Consider the following 17808-nt stretch of genomic DNA (forward strand, 5'->3'; position numbering starts at 1 on the left):
TTTTACTGTACCAATTCCTTTATATAATCCATTGGATAGACTGCATCCATTCGCTCAGAGGTATTTCTATGAAACTCCCTTAAAAACTGCTTCGTTCTCTCCTGTTTTGGGAAATCAAAAATTTCTTCTGGTGTTCCTTTTTCGACAATCACGCCATCTGCCATAAAAATGACTTGATCAGCAATCTCACGAGCAAAATTCATTTCATGTGTCACAATAAGCATCGTTTTATTATTATTTGCAATCTTAGTAATAACTCGCAATACTTCCCCAACCCACTCGGGGTCCAGTGAGGAGGTTGGTTCATCAAAAAGAATGGCATACGGGTTTACAGCAAGTGCTCTTGCAATTCCTACCCTTTGCTGTTGTCCACCAGACAGGGCAATAGGATATTGATTTTCTTTTTCTAAGACTCCGACTTGTTTTAGTAATTCTCTTCCTTTCTTTTCTGCAGCCTCTTTCTTTATTTTCTTGGATACAATTAAGCCATGTGTCACATTTTCTAGCACTGTTTTATTTTTAAATAAATTGTAATGCTGGAACACCATAGACGTTTGTAATCGCAGTTGATTTACTGTAGTTCGATTGGATTGTTTCGCATGCACTGCTGCTTCACCAATTTTGATATATCCAGAATCAGGTTGTTCCAAAAAATTCAAGCAACGAAGAAGTGTCGATTTTCCAGATCCCGATGGACCAATAATGGCTACCACTTCCCCATCATTTACCTGGAAACTGATGCCTTTTAAAACTTCCGTATCTTTATAGCTCTTCCGTATATTTGATACGCTGATCATAAACATCCACCCTTCCATTTTATATTTAAGTATTCCTAGTTGTTTACTCAGAATTGAAAATTGAATAAATTATAGCACCTATTCAAATAACTTACAATAGGCAAATAGATTATTTCGAAAGTTGTGCAATCAGACTAAAGACGGGGTTGTTGTTTGAGGCCGGCCCATGGAAGGCGGTAGATTTATGGGGTGACGAAGCTGATTAAAAAAATGAAAAAGAGTCCCAGTAAAAATTAATTTACTGAAACTCTTTTTGTTGTATTTCACTGGGTTTTGTCCCAGACTCTTTCGATAAAAAGTATTTATGATAATAATTCTTCTGCAGAAGTAAAGGTTAATCCATGTGCTTCTGCAACACCACGATTGGTTACTTTTCCACGCATGGTATTAATACCCTTTTGTAATGCTTGATTATCCTGACAGGCTTGCTCAAATCCTTTGTTAGCAATTTGCAAAGCATAAGGTACCGTAGCATTGGTTAATCCGATTGTTGCTGTTCGTGGAACGGCACCAGGCATGTTAGGCACAGAATAATGTAATACGCCATGCTTCACATGTGTCGGTTCATCATGGGTAGTGATTCGGTCACTTGTTTCAAAGATACCCCCCTGATCAATTGCAACATCGATGACAACAGATCCTTCAGACATACTTTTGACCATTTCTTCTGTTACTAATTTTGGTGCTTTAGCGCCAGGGATAAGCACAGCCCCTATGACAAGATCAGATGCTGCAACAGCCTCTGCAATATTTAATGGGTTGGAAATCATTGTACTCAACGACGAACCAAAAATATCATCGAGCTGACGAAGTCTTTCTGGATTTAAATCAATAATGGTAACATCTGCACCTAGACCGACTGCAATTTTTGCAGCATTCATCCCAACAATCCCACCACCGATAATCGTGATTTTTACACGTTTCACGCCAGGGATACCAGCTAATAACACACCTTTACCACCATAATGTTTTTCCAAGAACTGTGCTCCAATTTGGGGCGCCATACGACCGGCAACCTCACTCATTGGAATAAGCAATGGTAAGGTACCTTGATCCAACTGTACGGTTTCATACGCAATCGATATAACATTCTTTTCCAATAATACTTTTGTGAGTTCTGGCTCAGCTGCAAGATGCAGATATGTAAATAGAATAAGCCCTTCTCTAAAATAATGATATTCTTCTGGTAATGGCTCTTTCACCTTTAACACCATATCTTGCTTCCATGCTTCCTCTGGTGTATCAACTATTATCGCACCGACTTCTTCATATTGTTCATCCGTAAAACCTGCACCAAGTCCTGCGCCAGTTTCTACATAAATGTCATGATTTGCATTTCGGAATGATAACACCCCTGCTGGAGTCATTGCTACTCTGTTTTCATTGTTTAAAATTTCCTTTGGCACACCAATTTTCATTTGAGAACCCCTCCACTTTGGTTAGCTTAACCATTTAGCACGATAAAGTATGTCTATTGTATCAAAATCTCTCCAAGTTGCAAAATGATGTAGCACTCCACATCCAATTTTTTGAATGTGGAATGCCTTGATTACTTTTTCATGTTATTAAAATGATGGATACCTTTATTTGGATGCAGCTGATCTTCAGCTACACCACTTTGATAGCTTTCGAGGAGCTGATTTTGCACTGCCGCAATGCCTGATTCATCTTCAATGAGCTCTTTTTGTTGCCTTTTTTTCGGATCCATTACGTTCACCTCCTTGTCTTAGTTTGTGTATACGTGCAGTATTTCAGACTGTTTTCTTTTTCCAATTCAAACGGATTATGATGTATAATAAAAGGGTAGAGAATAGTGATGAATCAAAAAGGAGTGGAGACGAATGAATGCATTTGAATACAAAAATATTGTTATCGCAGTTGATGGATCAGAAGCATCTGAAAAAGCTTTTAACAAATCATTGAGCATCGCAAAACGAAATCAGGCTCGTCTTATCATCGCTCATGTAGTTGATTCTCGTACGTTTGCTACCGTAGAGGCTTATGACCGTACCCTCGCAGAACGTGCTGAGGAACACGCGAAAGAATTGGTCGACAGCTTTGTAGAAAATGCAAAAGAAGCCGGAGTAGAAAATATCGTCCGGTGTGTTGAATATGGTTCTCCTAAAGTAAAAATAGCTAAAAACATTGCAACGACCTTTGAGGCCGATCTCATCATTTGTGGAGCTACTGGCATGAATGCAGTGGAACGTTTTTTAATCGGTAGTGTATCAGAAAGTATTACCCGTTATGCCAATTGTGATGTATTGGTTGTACGTTAGACATGAATCAAGCCTTTTCCAAGAATTTGGAAAAGGCTTGTTTTTTTATATCATACAGTTAGTTTAGCAAGTGCTTCTTTGCTTCGTATACAATATGTGTAATTTCAGGAAGGATTAATCGTTCCATCCCTAATCTTACAGCACCGGTAGATCCTGGTAGTGAAAAAATGGTCGTCACATCACGTACTCCCGCTGCAGCTCGTGACATGATTGCTCCTGTTCCGATATCCTCCCGGTAGCTTAACCATCTAAATAATTCTCCAAAACCAGGGATTTCTTTATCCAATAATGGACGCATAGTCTCTATCGTTACATCCCGTTTTGCTACGCCGGTGCCACCATTGGTTAAGATTACTTCTATTTCGGAATTTTGACATCCTGTTTCGATTGCTTGCTGAATGGCTTCTTGCTCATCAGGAATAATCTTTTTATCATAGATGGTGTGACCTGCTTTTTTCAACAAGGAAACCATTAATTGACCACTTCGATCATTTTCCACAGTACGGGTGTCACTAACCGTAATAACGAGACAGGAAACATGGTCCAGCTTGTTTTTATGAGTTTGATATGACAATAGAAGCTCCCTCCCATCGCGTCATATTAAATTAAACGCATTGTATCTCTAGCGATCATGACTTCTTCATTCGTCGGGATAATTAAGACCTTTACTGGTGAATGTGGATAGTTAATGAATGCTTCTTTCCCACGTGTTTTATTTAAAACTGGGTCCCAGTATACTCCCATAAATTCCAGACCATTTAATACTTTTGCGCGAATGGTGTCACTATTTTCTCCAACACCTGCAGTGAATATAATGGCATCCAAACCTGACATTCTTGCAGCATAGGAGCCGAGATATTTATGGATTCGTGCGGCAAACACATTAAGCGCTAAATCTGCACGTTCATTTTGATCTGCCTGCTGCTCTATATCTCGTAAATCACTTGAGAAACCAGATAATGCAAGCATACCACTTTCTTTATTCAATACATCTAATACTTCATCCGCAGTTTTTCCGGTCTTCTCCATAATATATGGAATTAAAGCAGGGTCAATGTTTCCAGAGCGCGTACCCATTGTTACACCTGCAAGGGGTGTGAATCCCATAGACGTATCAATGGATTTTCCGCCTTCAATCGCTGTTACACTTGCCCCATTTCCAAGATGGCAGGAGATCAAACGCAGCTGTTCCAATGGAATACCAAGCAATTCTGATGCACGCTGCGATACATATTTATGGGAAGTACCATGAAATCCATATTTACGAATCCCGTATTTTTCATAATATGATCTTGGCAAACTATAGAGATAAGATACTTCTGGCATGGTTTGGTGAAATGCTGTATCAAACACAGCAACCATTGGTACATTCGGTAAAATTTCTTTAAATGCTTTAATTCCAGTTAAATTTGCTGGATTATGCAATGGGGCAAGCTCTGATAAGATATCAATCTGCTCCATTACTTCATCATCAATTTTCACAGAATCACTAAACATTTCGCCACCATGGACAACACGATGCCCAACCGCGTCAATCATATCTAGGCTTTCAATTACGCCAGACTTTGTTAAATCATCAAGAAGCAACTGAACAGCAACCTCATGATTCGGTATATCTATCGTTCTTTTATCTTTTTGCTCATCTATTTCCAATGTAATGATGGATTCCGGAAGCCCAATCCGTTCAATTAGACCTTTAGCCAATACTGTTTCATTAGGCATCTCAATCAACTGATATTTGAGGGAAGAGCTGCCTGCATTTATAGCCAATACATAACTCATGCTGTTCCAACTCCCTTAATTGTTCGTATTTTCGTTAAACCAGTCATTCATTTTACTTAAAATATCCTCCATTGCGTGCGCATTACTTAATGAAGGCAGCTGAACAAGGAGCGGTTGCTTTGGTGCCTGTACTTGCTCCCCTTTTTTCTGCAATATTACGATGCACTTTGCATTTTCCTTAGCTTTAAATGCTGTTTCCGGCAGCTGTAACACCCCTGAAATATAAGCATGCTTTTGAATATACTTATGAAGCTTCGCAGATTGATCATCATCAAATAAAAAGTTAGGGGCGATAAAGAGAAGATAGCCACCATCCTTCGTATAATTCATGCTCTGCTCGATAAATAAATGATGTGCATAGGAATGGCCTTCGTCTGCTTTCAGTTCAAAATCACTCGCACGCACATCATCCGGATAATATCCAACTGGAAGATCAGCTACTACAACGTCGACCGGATCTAATAAAAACGGTCTTAAACTATCTTGATGAAAGAATTCAATGGAAGTTTTTTGGAGATTGGCATTCCATACGGCCAATTGTATTAATGTAGGATCAACTTCACTACCAAATGCCTGCACTGGTTGTTCTAATTGTTCCATGACAATGGTTAATAAATTTCCAGTTCCGCTTGCTGGATCAAACAATCGGATAGAATCCATTTTAGCTGTTAATTTATTGGTAAGATAGCCAATAAGCATTGCTATCGTTTCCGGTGTCATTAAATGTTGCTGTTGCGTGGAATCCTTCATCCCTTTTAATATTGCCAGTTGAATGGCCTTTCGTATTTCAAACTTTTCGTACGTATCTAATTGGATATTCTTTAAGGCTGATTCTAATTTATGGGTCAGTATATCATCCATATCTTCAGCAGCCTGCTGAAAAAATAACGTTTCAAGCGTAATCGATAAACTATCAAGGTATGTTTCTTCCATATGCTGTTGAATAAGCTGTGTGGTTTCATCTAACCAAGTAAATAAAACATCCACTTTCATTTTTTCCATAACGTTCCTCCAATCTCCATGAACGCTTCTATTGTAACAAAAACAAGCTGCAGGTGTACAAAATATAGCTAACCAATTATGTGAATAATATATGACGTAAAACTGCAATTCAAAAAAGTTAGATTAGCCATACAATTAAACATGTAAAGTACTTGCAAATTGAAAATAAAATTCAAGAAAAATCCCTCTTCCGAATATCAGAAGAGAGAATAGTAAGATTTATTCAGCTTTAGCTGCTGCATCAAGCGCCTTATCATAATCTGGATGGGTTGTAACTTCTTTTACATACTCTACATAAGTTACTTTGTTATTGGAATCAACAACAAAAATAGCTCTTGCTAGTAAACGAAGTTCTTTAATTAATACACCATATTTTTCACCGAAATCAGCATCTCGATGATCGGAAAGTGTATCCAATTTCTTAATACCATTTGCTGCACACCAACGCGTTTGAGCAAAAGGCAAGTCCATACTAATGGTTAATACATGCACGTTATCAAGTTTGTCTGCCTCTTCATTAAAGCGTTTTGTTTGTGCGGAACAAACTCCAGTATCAAGTGAAGGAACTACACTAATGAGTTTTACTTTTCCCTCATAATCCTTAAGAGATTTCTCAGACAAATCATTGCTAAGAACAGTGAAGTCAGGTGCTTGATCACCAACTTTAATTTCTTCACCAAGCAAGGTTACAGGTTTTTCTTGAAATGTTACTTGAACCATTGGATCATTCCTCCCAATACATATTGTCTTCAATCTTTATTATGAATTTTAAAGACAAACATGTCCAATAATCCACATTCATTATGTGTGACATTTTTTTGACTCCATCATCTAACCCCTTATATATCATAGTTCAACGCTTCATTATCATCTGATTTATCCAAATGTTGATGTCTATCCTTCCGTGATGTTGGTTGCTTTGTATTCGATTCTTTCATTAATTCCTGTATCTTATCCATTGCCTTTGGAGCAAGGTGCAGCATTTTTTCGTATATATGTGTATTTTCATTTAAATGAACCATCTTGACACCTTTGTCATTAACAATTAAAAATGCAACTGGAGTGATGGATACACCTCCACCACTTCCTCCACCAAACGGCAGGATAGATTCTTGGTCGCCTTCCTGGGTTGACTGAGATTGGAATTCGCTTCCGCCTGCTGCGAATCCAAACCCTACTTTGGAGACTGGAATAATCATACTTCCATCAGGCGATTCCACCGGTTCCCCTACTATTGTATTCACTTCTACCATACTTTTAATATTTTCCATTGCAGTTGTCATTAACCCTTGTATCGGATGTTCTTGTTCTTCCATTAGACTCCTCCTCATTATAATTTATTCGCTCTCAGGAGAACGAAGATGCTTTTTAATCCAACTCCTCCACTGAAAAGCTGTACGTATAGCTTGTGCTGTTTGAATCGATAACATACAATCCATTTTCGTCGCAAATACAGGCGCTTGAAAAATAGGTGTACAGGATATTTCCGGTTTACAGGTGATATTTCTGTAAGTTTTCATCCCTGCTTGAATGGGACCAATCACAGACCAAATCAATCCGCAGAGGATACCTGTGGATAACCCTTCTCCTGTACCAGCATAGGTGAACCAATGTAAATGACGAATGGTCAGGTTTTTTTGCAAATGAATTGCTAAAGACCACCAATTCGATATTTTTTTCTGTATATGATTGATTGTTGTCTTCACATCCTGTAGGTGATTGGACTCTACCAAATAAGCTAGTTCTTGAATTGGATTTGATTGTTTTTCCTTTAAACTAAAATGTTTCTTCATAATACAAAAAGCCAGCCAACGGATATGTACTATAGCTTGCTGCTCGTTTTGATCAAATGTAATTGATATTTCAATATCAACAGACGTCCAAAGCATGCAGAATATCATTAGCATCAAAATAACCAAGAGGCAGCCTGCAATTAGTATTAGCATCTCCTATCGCTCCATTATGATTTTGTTTTCTAGTTTGTGACGAATTCATGGACTTCATACAAAACAATGGAAGAACGATATGCTAATCATTGAGAATGCCCTTCGAATAATGGTACGATGAAGTCAAGATTATATAATTGGAGGCGGGACGGTATGCCAAATCGTAAAAATATTTATTTTTACTATCAGCCAGATGAAGCATTGGAAAAAAAGCTTGTCCCTTTATTTGATGCTGCGAAAACGAATGATTTTAACATTGTTGAACATTCGGATGATGCATCCATTGTTATTAGTATTGGCGGAGATGGTGCGTTTTTGCAGGCTGTTCGAAAAACCGGTTTTCGGCAGGATTGCATCTATGTAGGTATTACAAGAGCCGATGAGTCTGGGCTCTACTGTGATTTTGAATTGGATAACTTTGATTCAATGCTGTATACAATGCAACATGAGGAGCTTGAAGTCAGAAGGTTTCCCGTGATTGATGTACAGGTAAATGGCGGTATGACCTATCCTTGTTTAAACGAAGTAAGTATTCGATCTGTCATTATTAAAACCATTGTCATGGACGTATTAATTGATGATATGTTTTTTGAAACGTTTCGTGGGGACGGTTTAATTGTTGCGACGCCAACTGGTAGTACTGGATACAATAAGTCTACCCGCGGAGCTGTCATCGATCCATTACTGCCCTGTTTCCAGGTTACGGAGCTGGCTTCATTAAATAATAATCGATATCGTACATTGGGATCATCATTTATTTTAAGCAAAGGTAGAAAATTAGAGCTTGATGTGATTCAGGATGGGAATGATTATCCGATTATTGGTTTAGATAATGAGGCATATTCTATCCGCAATATTAAGAATATCACCGTTACATTAAGTGATAAAATTGTAAAAACCGTTAAACTGAAAAACAATTCATATTGGGATCGTGTACGCCGCACATTTCTATAGAATGAAAGGACTACTCCGTTTCCGGAATAGTCCTTTTCCATTTGTTATTTAGATTATTGATGACCTTGCATGCCTTGCATAGCCATGTGAACAAGACGTTTTGTAATTTCTCCTCCAACAGAACCATTTGCACGGGAGGTCGTATCGGCACCAAGTTGTACACCAAATTCAGAAGCAATCTCTGTCTTCATTTGGTTGATAGCCTGCTCGGCTCCAGAAACCAAGATTTGGTTTGAGTTGTTATTAGCCATGTTCATCACCTCCTTGGTACACTTAGAATGTGTAGAAGGAAGGGAATTATAACTGGTAAGTGTTGTCTTTTTTGGTGCTTGTTTGGAATAACGGTCATTGCTTATTAAAGCAAGTCCCGGAAAGCCTCTTCTTGTTTATCTGTACCAGCCTCAATCGTTTCAATCCCTTGCATGGTCTCTTCCAACAAATCGGTAAAATCAAATTTATCTTCAAAATAATTCACTTTACTCCGCTTTGGGTTTGTCTTTGGTGCTTTCGGAACAAAAATCGTACAACAATCCTCAAATGGACGAATGGATATATCATAGGTGTCAATTTGCTTGGAAATCCGAATAATATCATCCTTATCCATGGCAATCAATGGCCGTAAAATTGGATAATTCGTAACCTCATTAATCGTATTCATGCTTTCCATCGTCTGACTTGCCACTTGTCCTAGACTTTCACCTGTTGTAATGGACAGTATATCCTGGTTGCGACAGATTGCTTCACTAATACGCATCATCATGCGACGCATCACGGTAATCGCATAGCTTTCCGGTATCTCTTGGTATATTTTTTGCTGTAGCTTTGTAAATGGCACGAGGTGGATTTTAATCGGATAGCCATAGTATGTTAGTTTTTCTGCCAAATCAATCACCTTTTGTTTTGCACGCTCGCTTGTAAAAGGTGGAGAGTGAAAGTGAACAGCTTCTACTTCCACACCACGTTTCATCGCTAAAAATCCTGCAACAGGACTGTCAATTCCACCTGAAAGCAATAGCAGGGTTTTACCTCCTGTACGAACTGGCAATCCGCCCAATCCAAATGTTAGACCTGAAGTAATATATGTTCCTTCTGCACGGATTTCCACCTTTACTTCTACATCTGGATGATGGACATCTACCTTTATATTGTCCGTATGCATCAGGAGATGTGCACCTAATTCCTGTAATAGCTCCTGTGAACGGTATGGGAAGCCTTTATTAACCCTTCTTACCGTCACCTTAAAGGTGTTTGGATGATTTGCATTCTTTAAAGCATATAATGCGGCTTCCTTGATTCGGTTCAAATCATTTTCAACCTTAATCGCAAGACTAAAGCTGTGTATACCAAAAATATGCTGACATCGCTCCATAATCGGTTCTGGATCCTGACCATTCAATAGTACAAACATTCTACCTTGAGTACGCTTTACTTTTACTGCTGAATAATCTTTTAATGCATGCTGAATATTTTCTTGAAGTCTTACCAAAAACTTTTTTTGATTTTTTCCTTTTAAGGCTATTTCCCCATAACGAATTAATAAATGATCAAATTCCATGTTATCTACTCCAATATCTCTTTTAAATGTTGAATAACTTCCTTTAATGCTTCAATAAAAGTCGTAATTTCTTCCGTTGTTGTGTCATAAGACAGACTGATACGTAGCCCAGAGGATGCACGCTCTCTTGAATATCCACATGCTGCGAGTACCCTGCTAATATCCGATTGCTTAGAAGAACAAGCTGATTTGGTAGAAATATAAATATCTCTTTTACCTAAAGCATGAATGACGACTTCCGGCTTCAGTCCTGGAATGGAGCAATTCAAAATATGTGGCGCGCCATCAATCGGTGAGTTAATCATCACGCCATCGATTTGCTCTAGTTTTGTTCGTAGTTGTTGATAAAGCATGCGAAGATGTTCAAGGTCTGTTTTCTCACGGTCCATCATCAAGCGCAGGGCTTTCACCATGGATACACTTCCGGCTAAATTTTCCGTTCCAGATCGTCTGCCGTATTCCTGCCCACCGCCCTGTAACAAGGGAAATAGCTTCGTCGACCGCGCTACATAGACCATACCAGTTCCTCTTACTCCATGTATTTTATGACCCGATAGCGTACATATATCTATCCCTGGATGATAAAGATTTAAGGAAATCTTCCCTAATCCTTGTACAGCATCTACATGAAAAAATAATTTGGGATGTGTAGCAGCAATTTCTGCAATCTCTTGAATGGGTTGAATACTGCCTATTTCATTATTCACATGCATAATACTGATTAGGATGGTGTCGTTACGAATAGACTTTTTTACTTCTTCTACACTTACTTGGCCATTTGCATCGACAGGTAAAGCCGTTATCTCAAATCCAAGCTGTTCCAACCCTTTACATGCATCATAAACGGAAGGATGTTCTATTTCCGATGTGATGATATGCTTTCCCCTTCTCTGATGCTGCATAGCCACTCCCATGATTGCCATATTATTTCCTTCGGTTCCGCCTGAGGTAAAAATAATCTCATCCTCATGTACGTGCAATATATCCGCAGCTTGCTGTCTTGCTCGCAGCAGAAGCCTTTCCGCCTGTCCACCAAGTTGATGGATAGATGAAGGATTAGCAAAAAATTGCTCTGATGCCTGGACATAGCTTTTCAACACATCTGGATGTGGTTTAGTTGTAGCACTATTATCTAAATAAATCATTACCTTTAACCCCTTATTCGTACCCGATTGTACGTTATCTATCTAATTAATTATTATACGTTTCAGTTCTGTTTCATTTCATTCCTGTATCATAATAAATCCTATAAAAATGTGCAAGCAACAAACCCACTTACATTATTTCTTCTAAAAGCTTCACCTGCCCATGTCTCAGGGACAAAACCTATCGTATTTGGCTTTCGTAGAAGGATTTCATACAAATAATAAAGGCTGACCTTTGAAAAGATGACATGTATCTTTTCTCCAGACAGCCCTTCCCATTCTTATCCTTCACTAGATGCTAACTGATATTCTTCAATTCGCTTCAATGCACCTGGTTCTACCTCTTCAATTGCTTTTGCAGCATGTTCCAAGGAAAGTTCGTATTCATAAGAGCGGAATAAACGCTCTGATTCCTCAAGCTTTGCAGCGAGTAAAGGGAATTTACTCCGATACCGATTCGCATATTGAATAACTTGCTCTGTTAAATATGCTTGATCTAACATCATATCCGTTTGCTCTGATAGCTGTTCAATGGAAGCTGCACCATCTCGTAATGCCTGCTGGACTTCTGCCATATCCAATGGTTGCTTGTCCAGTGCAGCAAGGACTCGATTGTTTTTATCCATTGCTTCGTCCATTGCATTCCATATGAAGCTTGGAACACCTGGAATATTACTTTTTTGCAAACGACGATGAATCGCATTGATTTCATCCTGCATATTTGCCACGCGTTCCTTCGCTTCCATTTCATCCTTACGTAGATTTAACATCCGATCTTTAAAGGCATCATGATTTTTGGTGATTTCTTTCATCTGGTCCAGACCGTTTTCTACCATAGAACGTAATTCAGAATGTGCGGTATCCGAATCTTCCAGCTTCTCCTTTAATTCCTCCAGCTGTTTCCTTAAGGAGTTAATCTCTTTTTCTAAGGAAATATACTTTTCCGTATCCTGGTCATCCACATAATATGTTTTACGAAGTGTCTCCACTTCCACCTTTGTTTCCTGAAAAGTAGACGCAATTTCATCCAATGTACGTTCATAATTTGCCATATTGGATTCAATGTACCCTTTTGCAACTGCCTCTTTTTCCAATAACTCATACATTTCAGCGGTTCGGTGGTCAATTTCCTCAATTGTTTCTTTCGCTGTTTCCACTTCACCCTTTTCAAGTGCTGTAATACAGTCCAAAAGGCGCTGTTGATAGCCACTGATTTCATTTTCGAAGCCTAAATGTTCAATTCGATATCCGTCTTCTTTCATCGTTTTCATCCCAGAAGATAAATCATCTAGCTGTGCTGGTAATTCATGCTTACAAGATTTCAGTAAGCCGGGAAATTCTTCGATATGTACTTTCGTTTCATCGAGATTTTCTTTCAATTCATCAACTAAATGTTTAGCTTCTATGTAGTTCCCTGATTCCGTTAATTCAAAGTATCGATTAAGCTTTTGATCCAGCTCATCCAATTCCACTTCAAAACGAACATCAGCTTTTCCATATTGATATCTATTTTGGGAAATTTGTTTTCGCAATCCTTTTATGTTCGGTTGCAGTTCAGCAATTTCTTTACGGCTTGTTTCTTCCGAGTGAATCAATTCTTCTAACTCAGACAGTATCTTTTCCAAGTCCTTCTCTACTGTTTCTAACTTCACATTTATAGTCTGCAGCGTCTTTTTTGCTGTCGGAATGCGATAATGGTCTGCTGCGTCCTCCGCATCAAATAAGTATTCCTCGATATCTGGAAGCTCTTTCGTGAGAATAAAGTCCCAACGGCCTTTCCATGATTCAAATTTTTCCTGTGTTTCACCCGATAAGTTCAATACTTTGATTCGTGATAATTCAGAAGCGATATTACGACTCATTATTTCCATTTTCCAATTTTCAAGGCGGTCCACCTGATCATAGATACGTTTCCGTAAAAGGAGTCCGATAATAATTAATGTGATAATAAGTAGAATAAATCCGATAATATATGCTGTCATGTTTTGCCTCCTAACTGATTTTCCGGAAAGAGGTTCTTTATCTTTCATGTGTTCCATGTATGCCGACCAACTTGCATATGCATACCATGTGAACAATTCCCTCATTATTATACTTATGATACCATGTTCATCACCATTTTTGCTAAAATTAATAAAAAAAATGACGAAATATGCAATTTTATAGATTCCTGTCATGGCGCGATTCATAAGCTTTTCAAAAACCTGTAATATTTAATGGAAAATCAGCCAACCATTTCCTATTTAGATTGTAATCTGCTGGTTAACTAAATAGCCTAGCCAGTCGTGAATTGTTTTGACATATCGGTTAACAAATTGATTTCTGCCATAGTCATCAAATGGCTGGTTCTTTCTATTATCTTCCAATATATATGGAGCTGCAATCATACCTTTCAACTGTAGCAATAGAATGTCGTAATCTGTGTTCCCGTGATTTGCTTCACGTAATGCTTGAAAGAATGCATTACTAATAATGTGGTGTTCCTTCGCCAAATAAGTAACCGCCATTTCTCTCACAAAAATAGAATCCAACGATAGCTCCCGATGAATGAAACAAGAAAATTGGTGGTTACTTGCCTTATAATGTATAATAGTGAAAATTATTTTTTTTAATTGTTCAAATGCAGTTTGACCAACGGATTCGTTCCAAGTATCTTCCAGTTCTTTCAAATAAGCTTCATAGTAACTCGTTACCGCGAATTCCAGCAGACCTTGTTTTCCTTTAAAATAATAGCTTATCAAGGATACATTGACATCTGCCTTTTCAGCAATATCGCGAACAGAAGTACCATGAAATCCTTTTTGATAGAACAAGGATGATGCAGCATCCATTACTTTTTGTTTAGTCGGACTTATTGTCATGACATGTCATCTCCTTCTATAATCACAAATACGACATGGAACCTTTATTTCCTGCATCATTCGGTCGACAAATACCGATGTTTTGTCGAATCATATTTCACGAAAGGATGTATTATTTTGTTTCAAACCATTTCATATACGGGGAACCGTGAACAGGATTATCCAATCATGCTAAAGCAGCTTCATGCCTTATTAGATGGTGAAACAGATGTTATTGCCAATCTATCCAATGCATCAGCACTACTGAATTCCTTCTTAACAGACGTTAACTGGGTTGGATTCTATATTTGGAAAGAAGAACAACTTGTATTAGGCCCCTTTCAAGGATTACCTGCATGTATACGTATCCCCAATGGAAGAGGTGTTTGTGGTACAGCTATCAAGGAACGAAAAACACAGCTCGTTCCAGATGTTCAAGCTTTTCCTGGACATATCGCTTGTGATAGTGCCAGTAGATCAGAAATCGTTGTACCGATTATTGTGCAAGGCAAACCATTCGGTGTGTTAGATATCGACAGCCCCAGCCTGGAAAGATTTGATCAGGTTGATCAGCAGTACTTAGAGCAATTTGTCGACATGCTTATCTCCCATCTATAATGGACAAACCCTGCGGTGCTAATGAACAAAACCGCAGGGGTCTATTACATAAGCATATACCCTACCTTCATTTCACGCATCTAAAATCTACTTTTATTCAACAATTCATTGACTTTCGTCGTTAAAAATTATATACTATTCTTTGTGTAAAATAATAGAAAGTGGCCTATGTGCTTCTTACGTTGGTAAACAGTATGTTCCTCGCTGGGGCAAATTGCCTTTCAAGAGGTGTATCGTGTAACTCTCTGCTACTGGAGCGATGGTACAGGAAGACATAATGTGCTACGTATGGAATCACGGTTGATTTATTTTATGCAAATAAAATAAAAGGAGGAAATGTCTTATGTCACGTTATACTGGATCCGTTTGGAAAAAATCACGTCGTCTTGGCATTTCACTAACTGGCACTGGTAAAGAGCTAGATAAACGCCCTTATGCTCCTGGGCAACATGGAGCAAACCAACGCAGAAAGATTTCTGAATATGGTTTACAGCTTCAGGAAAAGCAAAAACTTCGTTACATGTATGGTTTGAACGAGCGTCAATTCCGTAACTTGTTCAACACAGCAGGTAAAATGAAAGGTGTTCACGGTGAAAACTTCATGGTTCTTTTAGAATCACGTTTGGACAACATCGTCTATCGCCTTGGCTTGGCTCGTACACGCAGACAAGCTCGTCAGCTTGTGAACCACGGTCATGTAACGGTTGATGGTTCTCGCGTAGATATCCCATCTTTCCGTTTAAAAGCTGGCCAAACTATTGGTCTTCGTGAAAAAGCAAGAAACTTAGATATTGTTAAAGAAGCAATTGAAGTGAATAACTTCATTCCTGAATATCTAACATTTGATGCTGACAAAGTGGAAGGTGTATTCACACGCCTACCAGAACGTTCTGAATTACCAGCAGAAATTAACGAACAGCTTATCGTTGAATTCTACTCCCGTAAGTAGTTGATACGCGGGAATCCGAAACCATCTTTGGTATACATCATACCAAAGATGGTTTTTTTGTTGTAAATATTTCGCAGTAACCTAAAAATATTATGCAAAAAACCGATAAGGCCTATTCGCCAAACCGGTTTTTAGAATTGCATCATCTATTTGTGTTTATTCATACTTAATCATGAAGTATTTCTTTTTACCGCGGCGAATGATGGTAAAACGATCATCCATCCGATCTTCTGCTCCTATCACATGTGCCAGTTCTTGATTTCTGTTCCCATTCACATAAATCGCGCCATTTTGAATATCTTCCCTTGCCTGCCGCTTGGATGAAGAAATCTTGGCAGAAACGAGCAAATCAACCAAGCTGATGTCTTCTTTTGCTAATGTGAATGTTGGAACATCTTTAAAGCCCTGTTCAATTTCTGTTGCTGATAATGCGGCTATATCCCCGCTAAATAAGGCCTGTGTAATTTTTTGGGCTTGTTGTAATGCCGCTTCACTGTGGACAGTTCGAACCATTTCTTCAGCTAATCGTTTTTGCGCTTTGCGCTGCTCTGGCCTTTCAGCAACCTCCACCTCTAAAGCTTCCATTTCTTCATCAGATAGGAACGTAAAGTAACGAATAAACTTCATGACATCACGATCATCTGTATTAATCCAAAATTGATAAAATTCATATGGAGTTGTTTTCTTCGGATCAAGCCAAACAGCACCACCTGCAGTTTTACCAAATTTAGTTCCATCTGCTTTCGTAATCAATGGTACAGTTAAGCCAAATACTTTGATTTCTTCCGATTCATCCCCGCGTGAACGACGGATTAATTCCATGCCAGCTGTGATATTTCCCCACTGGTCACTACCACCAATTTGCAGGGTACAGCCTTCTTCCTCATATAATTTCAGGTAGTCCAAGGATTGCAAAATCATGTAGCTAAATTCCGTATACGTAATCCCCTGTTCGATTCGTGCCGAAACAGATTCTTTTGCTAACATGTAATTGATTCCAAAATGCTTACCAGTATCACGTAAAAAATCAATTATCGTCATACTTGCTAACCAATCATGGTTATTTCTAGACACGACCGGATTTTCATCTTCATCAAAAGGAAGCAGCTTATCAATCTGTTTTCGTATCGATTCCGCATATCCATGCACGACAGAGGTCTCATTTAAAGAGCGTTCACTTGATCGCCCACTTGGGTCACCAATCATACCAGTTCCCCCACCGACAAGTGCTATTGGTCGATGCCCTGCCTGTTGAAATCGTTTTAACATGGTCAAAGGTACCAGATGTCCAATATGCAAACTATCTGCCGTTGGATCAAATCCACAATAAAGTGTTACTTGATGATTCGCTAAATGCTGCTCTAAACCCTCACGATCCGTCGTTTGCTGGATCAGACCTCGGTTTTCTAAATCTTGTAAAATATCCATCCTACCCATTTTCATTTTCCTTTCTTCATCGTTAATAAAAGCTATAAAAATACAAAAAACTCCTCCCTCTAAAAAAGGGACGAGTTTGAATACACGTGGTACCACCCTTGTTGCAATTATACAATTGCCACTTGGTATTGATAACGATGGCGGTCGCCACCGTCCTTACGCTATCAATAACGTAAGGAATACTCCGGAACGTAATTCGTCATCAAATATTTACCGATTCACACCACCACCGGCTCTCTTAGAAAGGGATTTGATTAACTACTTCATTCTTTCATCGTATAACAAATTTTATGCTATTCATTATTCTTAACACAAATTCTAGACGTTTGCAATCCTTTTGAATAAATGATACCCCTGCATTTTCCATTGTGATATAATCTCATGTTTGACAGTTAAAACCACAGAAATGCTTTCACACTTAGCATTTCTGTGGTTTTTTTAGTGTTCAAAAGTGAGTACTATTTATGTTTTTTTACCTCTTTTAAAATTTTTTTCATTTTTTTT

At 38.5% G+C, this 17808-nt stretch carries 19 protein-coding genes and 1 other annotated feature; of the genes, 4 read left to right on the plus strand and 15 right to left on the minus strand.

Annotated elements, in window-relative coordinates:
- Positions 1-2: 2 nt before the first annotated feature.
- The 3 genes from DX933_RS02300 to DX933_RS18330 form a co-directional block, all read right to left on the minus strand.
- Entirely contained in the window at positions 3-797 is a 795-nt protein-coding gene (locus tag DX933_RS02300; RefSeq protein ID WP_123314864.1) for an amino acid ABC transporter ATP-binding protein, read from the minus strand.
- 302 nt (positions 798-1099) lie between these two features.
- Entirely contained in the window at positions 1100-2215 is a 1116-nt protein-coding gene (gene ald, locus DX933_RS02305; protein ID WP_123314865.1) for an alanine dehydrogenase, read from the minus strand.
- A gap of 131 nt (positions 2216-2346) precedes the next feature.
- The gene (locus DX933_RS18330; RefSeq protein ID WP_190279380.1) at positions 2347-2505 is read right to left on the minus strand and encodes a hypothetical protein; all 159 of its coding nucleotides are present in this window, start codon (positions 2503-2505) and stop codon (positions 2347-2349) included.
- Positions 2506-2638: 133 nt separating this feature from the next.
- Here DX933_RS18330 and DX933_RS02310 point away from each other — a divergent pair, with 133 nt between their 5' ends.
- Complete coding sequence (locus DX933_RS02310) at positions 2639-3076, plus strand: universal stress protein (RefSeq protein ID WP_123314866.1); 438 nt, start codon at positions 2639-2641, stop codon at positions 3074-3076.
- Positions 3077-3134: 58 nt separating this feature from the next.
- Here DX933_RS02310 and DX933_RS02315 read toward each other — a convergent pair whose 3' ends face one another.
- The 6 genes from DX933_RS02315 to DX933_RS02340 form a co-directional block, all read right to left on the minus strand.
- Positions 3135-3650 carry a MogA/MoaB family molybdenum cofactor biosynthesis protein gene (locus tag DX933_RS02315; protein WP_123314867.1) on the minus strand — a complete coding sequence of 172 codons (516 nt, stop codon included), beginning with the start codon at positions 3648-3650 and terminating at the stop codon, positions 3135-3137.
- Positions 3651-3676: 26 nt separating this feature from the next.
- Positions 3677-4858, minus strand: a complete 1182-nt coding sequence (locus DX933_RS02320; RefSeq protein WP_123314868.1) for an acetate kinase — start codon at positions 4856-4858, stop codon at positions 3677-3679.
- Between the two features lie 15 nt (positions 4859-4873).
- Positions 4874-5860, minus strand: a complete 987-nt coding sequence (locus DX933_RS02325; RefSeq protein WP_123314869.1) for a class I SAM-dependent methyltransferase — start codon at positions 5858-5860, stop codon at positions 4874-4876.
- Positions 5861-6079: 219 nt separating this feature from the next.
- Positions 6080-6580: a thiol peroxidase gene (gene tpx / locus DX933_RS02330; protein WP_123314870.1), complete on the minus strand. Its 501-nt coding sequence runs from the start codon at positions 6578-6580 to the stop codon at positions 6080-6082.
- Between the two features lie 119 nt (positions 6581-6699).
- Positions 6700-7176, minus strand: a complete 477-nt coding sequence (gene ytfJ / locus DX933_RS02335) for a GerW family sporulation protein (RefSeq protein ID WP_123314871.1) — start codon at positions 7174-7176, stop codon at positions 6700-6702.
- Positions 7177-7197: 21 nt separating this feature from the next.
- Positions 7198-7806 (minus strand): DUF2953 domain-containing protein, encoded by a 609-nt coding sequence (locus DX933_RS02340; protein ID WP_123314872.1) that lies wholly within the window; start codon positions 7804-7806, stop codon positions 7198-7200.
- Between the two features lie 153 nt (positions 7807-7959).
- Here DX933_RS02340 and DX933_RS02345 point away from each other — a divergent pair, with 153 nt between their 5' ends.
- Positions 7960-8760 carry an NAD kinase gene (locus DX933_RS02345; RefSeq protein WP_123314873.1) on the plus strand — a complete coding sequence of 267 codons (801 nt, stop codon included), beginning with the start codon at positions 7960-7962 and terminating at the stop codon, positions 8758-8760.
- Between the two features lie 53 nt (positions 8761-8813).
- Here DX933_RS02345 and DX933_RS02350 read toward each other — a convergent pair whose 3' ends face one another.
- From DX933_RS02350 to refZ, 5 genes are all read right to left on the minus strand, one after another.
- Positions 8814-9011 carry an alpha/beta-type small acid-soluble spore protein gene (locus DX933_RS02350; RefSeq protein ID WP_123314874.1) on the minus strand — a complete coding sequence of 66 codons (198 nt, stop codon included), beginning with the start codon at positions 9009-9011 and terminating at the stop codon, positions 8814-8816.
- Positions 9012-9115: 104 nt separating this feature from the next.
- The gene (gene thiI / locus DX933_RS02355) at positions 9116-10315 is read right to left on the minus strand and encodes a tRNA uracil 4-sulfurtransferase ThiI (protein WP_123314875.1); all 1200 of its coding nucleotides are present in this window, start codon (positions 10313-10315) and stop codon (positions 9116-9118) included.
- Between the two features lie 5 nt (positions 10316-10320).
- Positions 10321-11460: a cysteine desulfurase family protein gene (locus DX933_RS02360; RefSeq protein WP_123314876.1), complete on the minus strand. Its 1140-nt coding sequence runs from the start codon at positions 11458-11460 to the stop codon at positions 10321-10323.
- Between the two features lie 281 nt (positions 11461-11741).
- On the minus strand, positions 11742-13442 hold the full coding sequence (gene ezrA, locus DX933_RS02365; protein WP_123314877.1) for a septation ring formation regulator EzrA: 1701 nt from the start codon (positions 13440-13442) through the stop codon (positions 11742-11744).
- A 261-nt stretch (positions 13443-13703) separates the two neighbouring features.
- Positions 13704-14321, minus strand: coding sequence for a forespore capture DNA-binding protein RefZ (gene refZ / locus DX933_RS02370; protein ID WP_123314878.1), 618 nt, complete (start codon positions 14319-14321; stop codon positions 13704-13706).
- Positions 14322-14438: 117 nt separating this feature from the next.
- Here refZ and DX933_RS02375 point away from each other — a divergent pair, with 117 nt between their 5' ends.
- Positions 14439-14918: a GAF domain-containing protein gene (locus DX933_RS02375; protein WP_223805846.1), complete on the plus strand. Its 480-nt coding sequence runs from the start codon at positions 14439-14441 to the stop codon at positions 14916-14918.
- 343 nt (positions 14919-15261) lie between these two features.
- Positions 15262-15867: a 30S ribosomal protein S4 gene (gene rpsD / locus DX933_RS02380; RefSeq protein ID WP_123314879.1), complete on the plus strand. Its 606-nt coding sequence runs from the start codon at positions 15262-15264 to the stop codon at positions 15865-15867.
- Positions 15868-16023: 156 nt separating this feature from the next.
- Here rpsD and tyrS read toward each other — a convergent pair whose 3' ends face one another.
- The gene (gene tyrS / locus DX933_RS02385; protein ID WP_123314887.1) at positions 16024-17295 is read right to left on the minus strand and encodes a tyrosine--tRNA ligase; all 1272 of its coding nucleotides are present in this window, start codon (positions 17293-17295) and stop codon (positions 16024-16026) included.
- A gap of 72 nt (positions 17296-17367) precedes the next feature.
- Positions 17368-17588: a binding site (T-box leader), on the minus strand.
- Positions 17589-17808 lie beyond the last annotated feature (220 nt).

It is taken from the genome of Ornithinibacillus gellani (assembly GCF_003730295.1).
GTDB classification, from domain to species: domain Bacteria; phylum Bacillota; class Bacilli; order Bacillales; family Amphibacillaceae; genus Ornithinibacillus_A; species Ornithinibacillus_A gellani.

Excerpts from the sequence above, each read along its gene's own strand:
- DX933_RS02300 (WP_123314864.1), bottom strand. The coding sequence starts at position 797 with ATGATCAGCGTATCAAATATACGGAAGAGCTATAAAGATACGGAAGTT.
- rpsD (WP_123314879.1), top strand. The coding sequence starts at position 15,262 with ATGTCACGTTATACTGGATCCGTTTGGAAAAAATCACGTCGTCTTGGC.
- refZ (WP_123314878.1), bottom strand. The coding sequence starts at position 14,321 with ATGACAATAAGTCCGACTAAACAAAAAGTAATGGATGCTGCATCATCC.
- DX933_RS02360 (WP_123314876.1), bottom strand. The coding sequence starts at position 11,460 with ATGATTTATTTAGATAATAGTGCTACAACTAAACCACATCCAGATGTG.
- thiI (WP_123314875.1), bottom strand. The coding sequence starts at position 10,315 with ATGGAATTTGATCATTTATTAATTCGTTATGGGGAAATAGCCTTAAAA.
- tpx (WP_123314870.1), bottom strand. The coding sequence starts at position 6,580 with ATGGTTCAAGTAACATTTCAAGAAAAACCTGTAACCTTGCTTGGTGAA.
- ezrA (WP_123314877.1), bottom strand. The coding sequence starts at position 13,442 with ATGACAGCATATATTATCGGATTTATTCTACTTATTATCACATTAATT.
- DX933_RS02350 (WP_123314874.1), bottom strand. The coding sequence starts at position 9,011 with ATGGCTAATAACAACTCAAACCAAATCTTGGTTTCTGGAGCCGAGCAG.
- DX933_RS02320 (WP_123314868.1), bottom strand. The coding sequence starts at position 4,858 with ATGAGTTATGTATTGGCTATAAATGCAGGCAGCTCTTCCCTCAAATAT.
- ald (WP_123314865.1), bottom strand. The coding sequence starts at position 2,215 with ATGAAAATTGGTGTGCCAAAGGAAATTTTAAACAATGAAAACAGAGTA.
- DX933_RS02310 (WP_123314866.1), top strand. The coding sequence starts at position 2,639 with ATGAATGCATTTGAATACAAAAATATTGTTATCGCAGTTGATGGATCA.
- DX933_RS02345 (WP_123314873.1), top strand. The coding sequence starts at position 7,960 with ATGCCAAATCGTAAAAATATTTATTTTTACTATCAGCCAGATGAAGCA.
- DX933_RS18330 (WP_190279380.1), bottom strand. The coding sequence starts at position 2,505 with ATGGATCCGAAAAAAAGGCAACAAAAAGAGCTCATTGAAGATGAATCA.
- ytfJ (WP_123314871.1), bottom strand. The coding sequence starts at position 7,176 with ATGGAAGAACAAGAACATCCGATACAAGGGTTAATGACAACTGCAATG.
- DX933_RS02340 (WP_123314872.1), bottom strand. The coding sequence starts at position 7,806 with ATGCTAATACTAATTGCAGGCTGCCTCTTGGTTATTTTGATGCTAATG.
- DX933_RS02325 (WP_123314869.1), bottom strand. The coding sequence starts at position 5,860 with ATGGAAAAAATGAAAGTGGATGTTTTATTTACTTGGTTAGATGAAACC.
- tyrS (WP_123314887.1), bottom strand. The coding sequence starts at position 17,295 with ATGGATATTTTACAAGATTTAGAAAACCGAGGTCTGATCCAGCAAACG.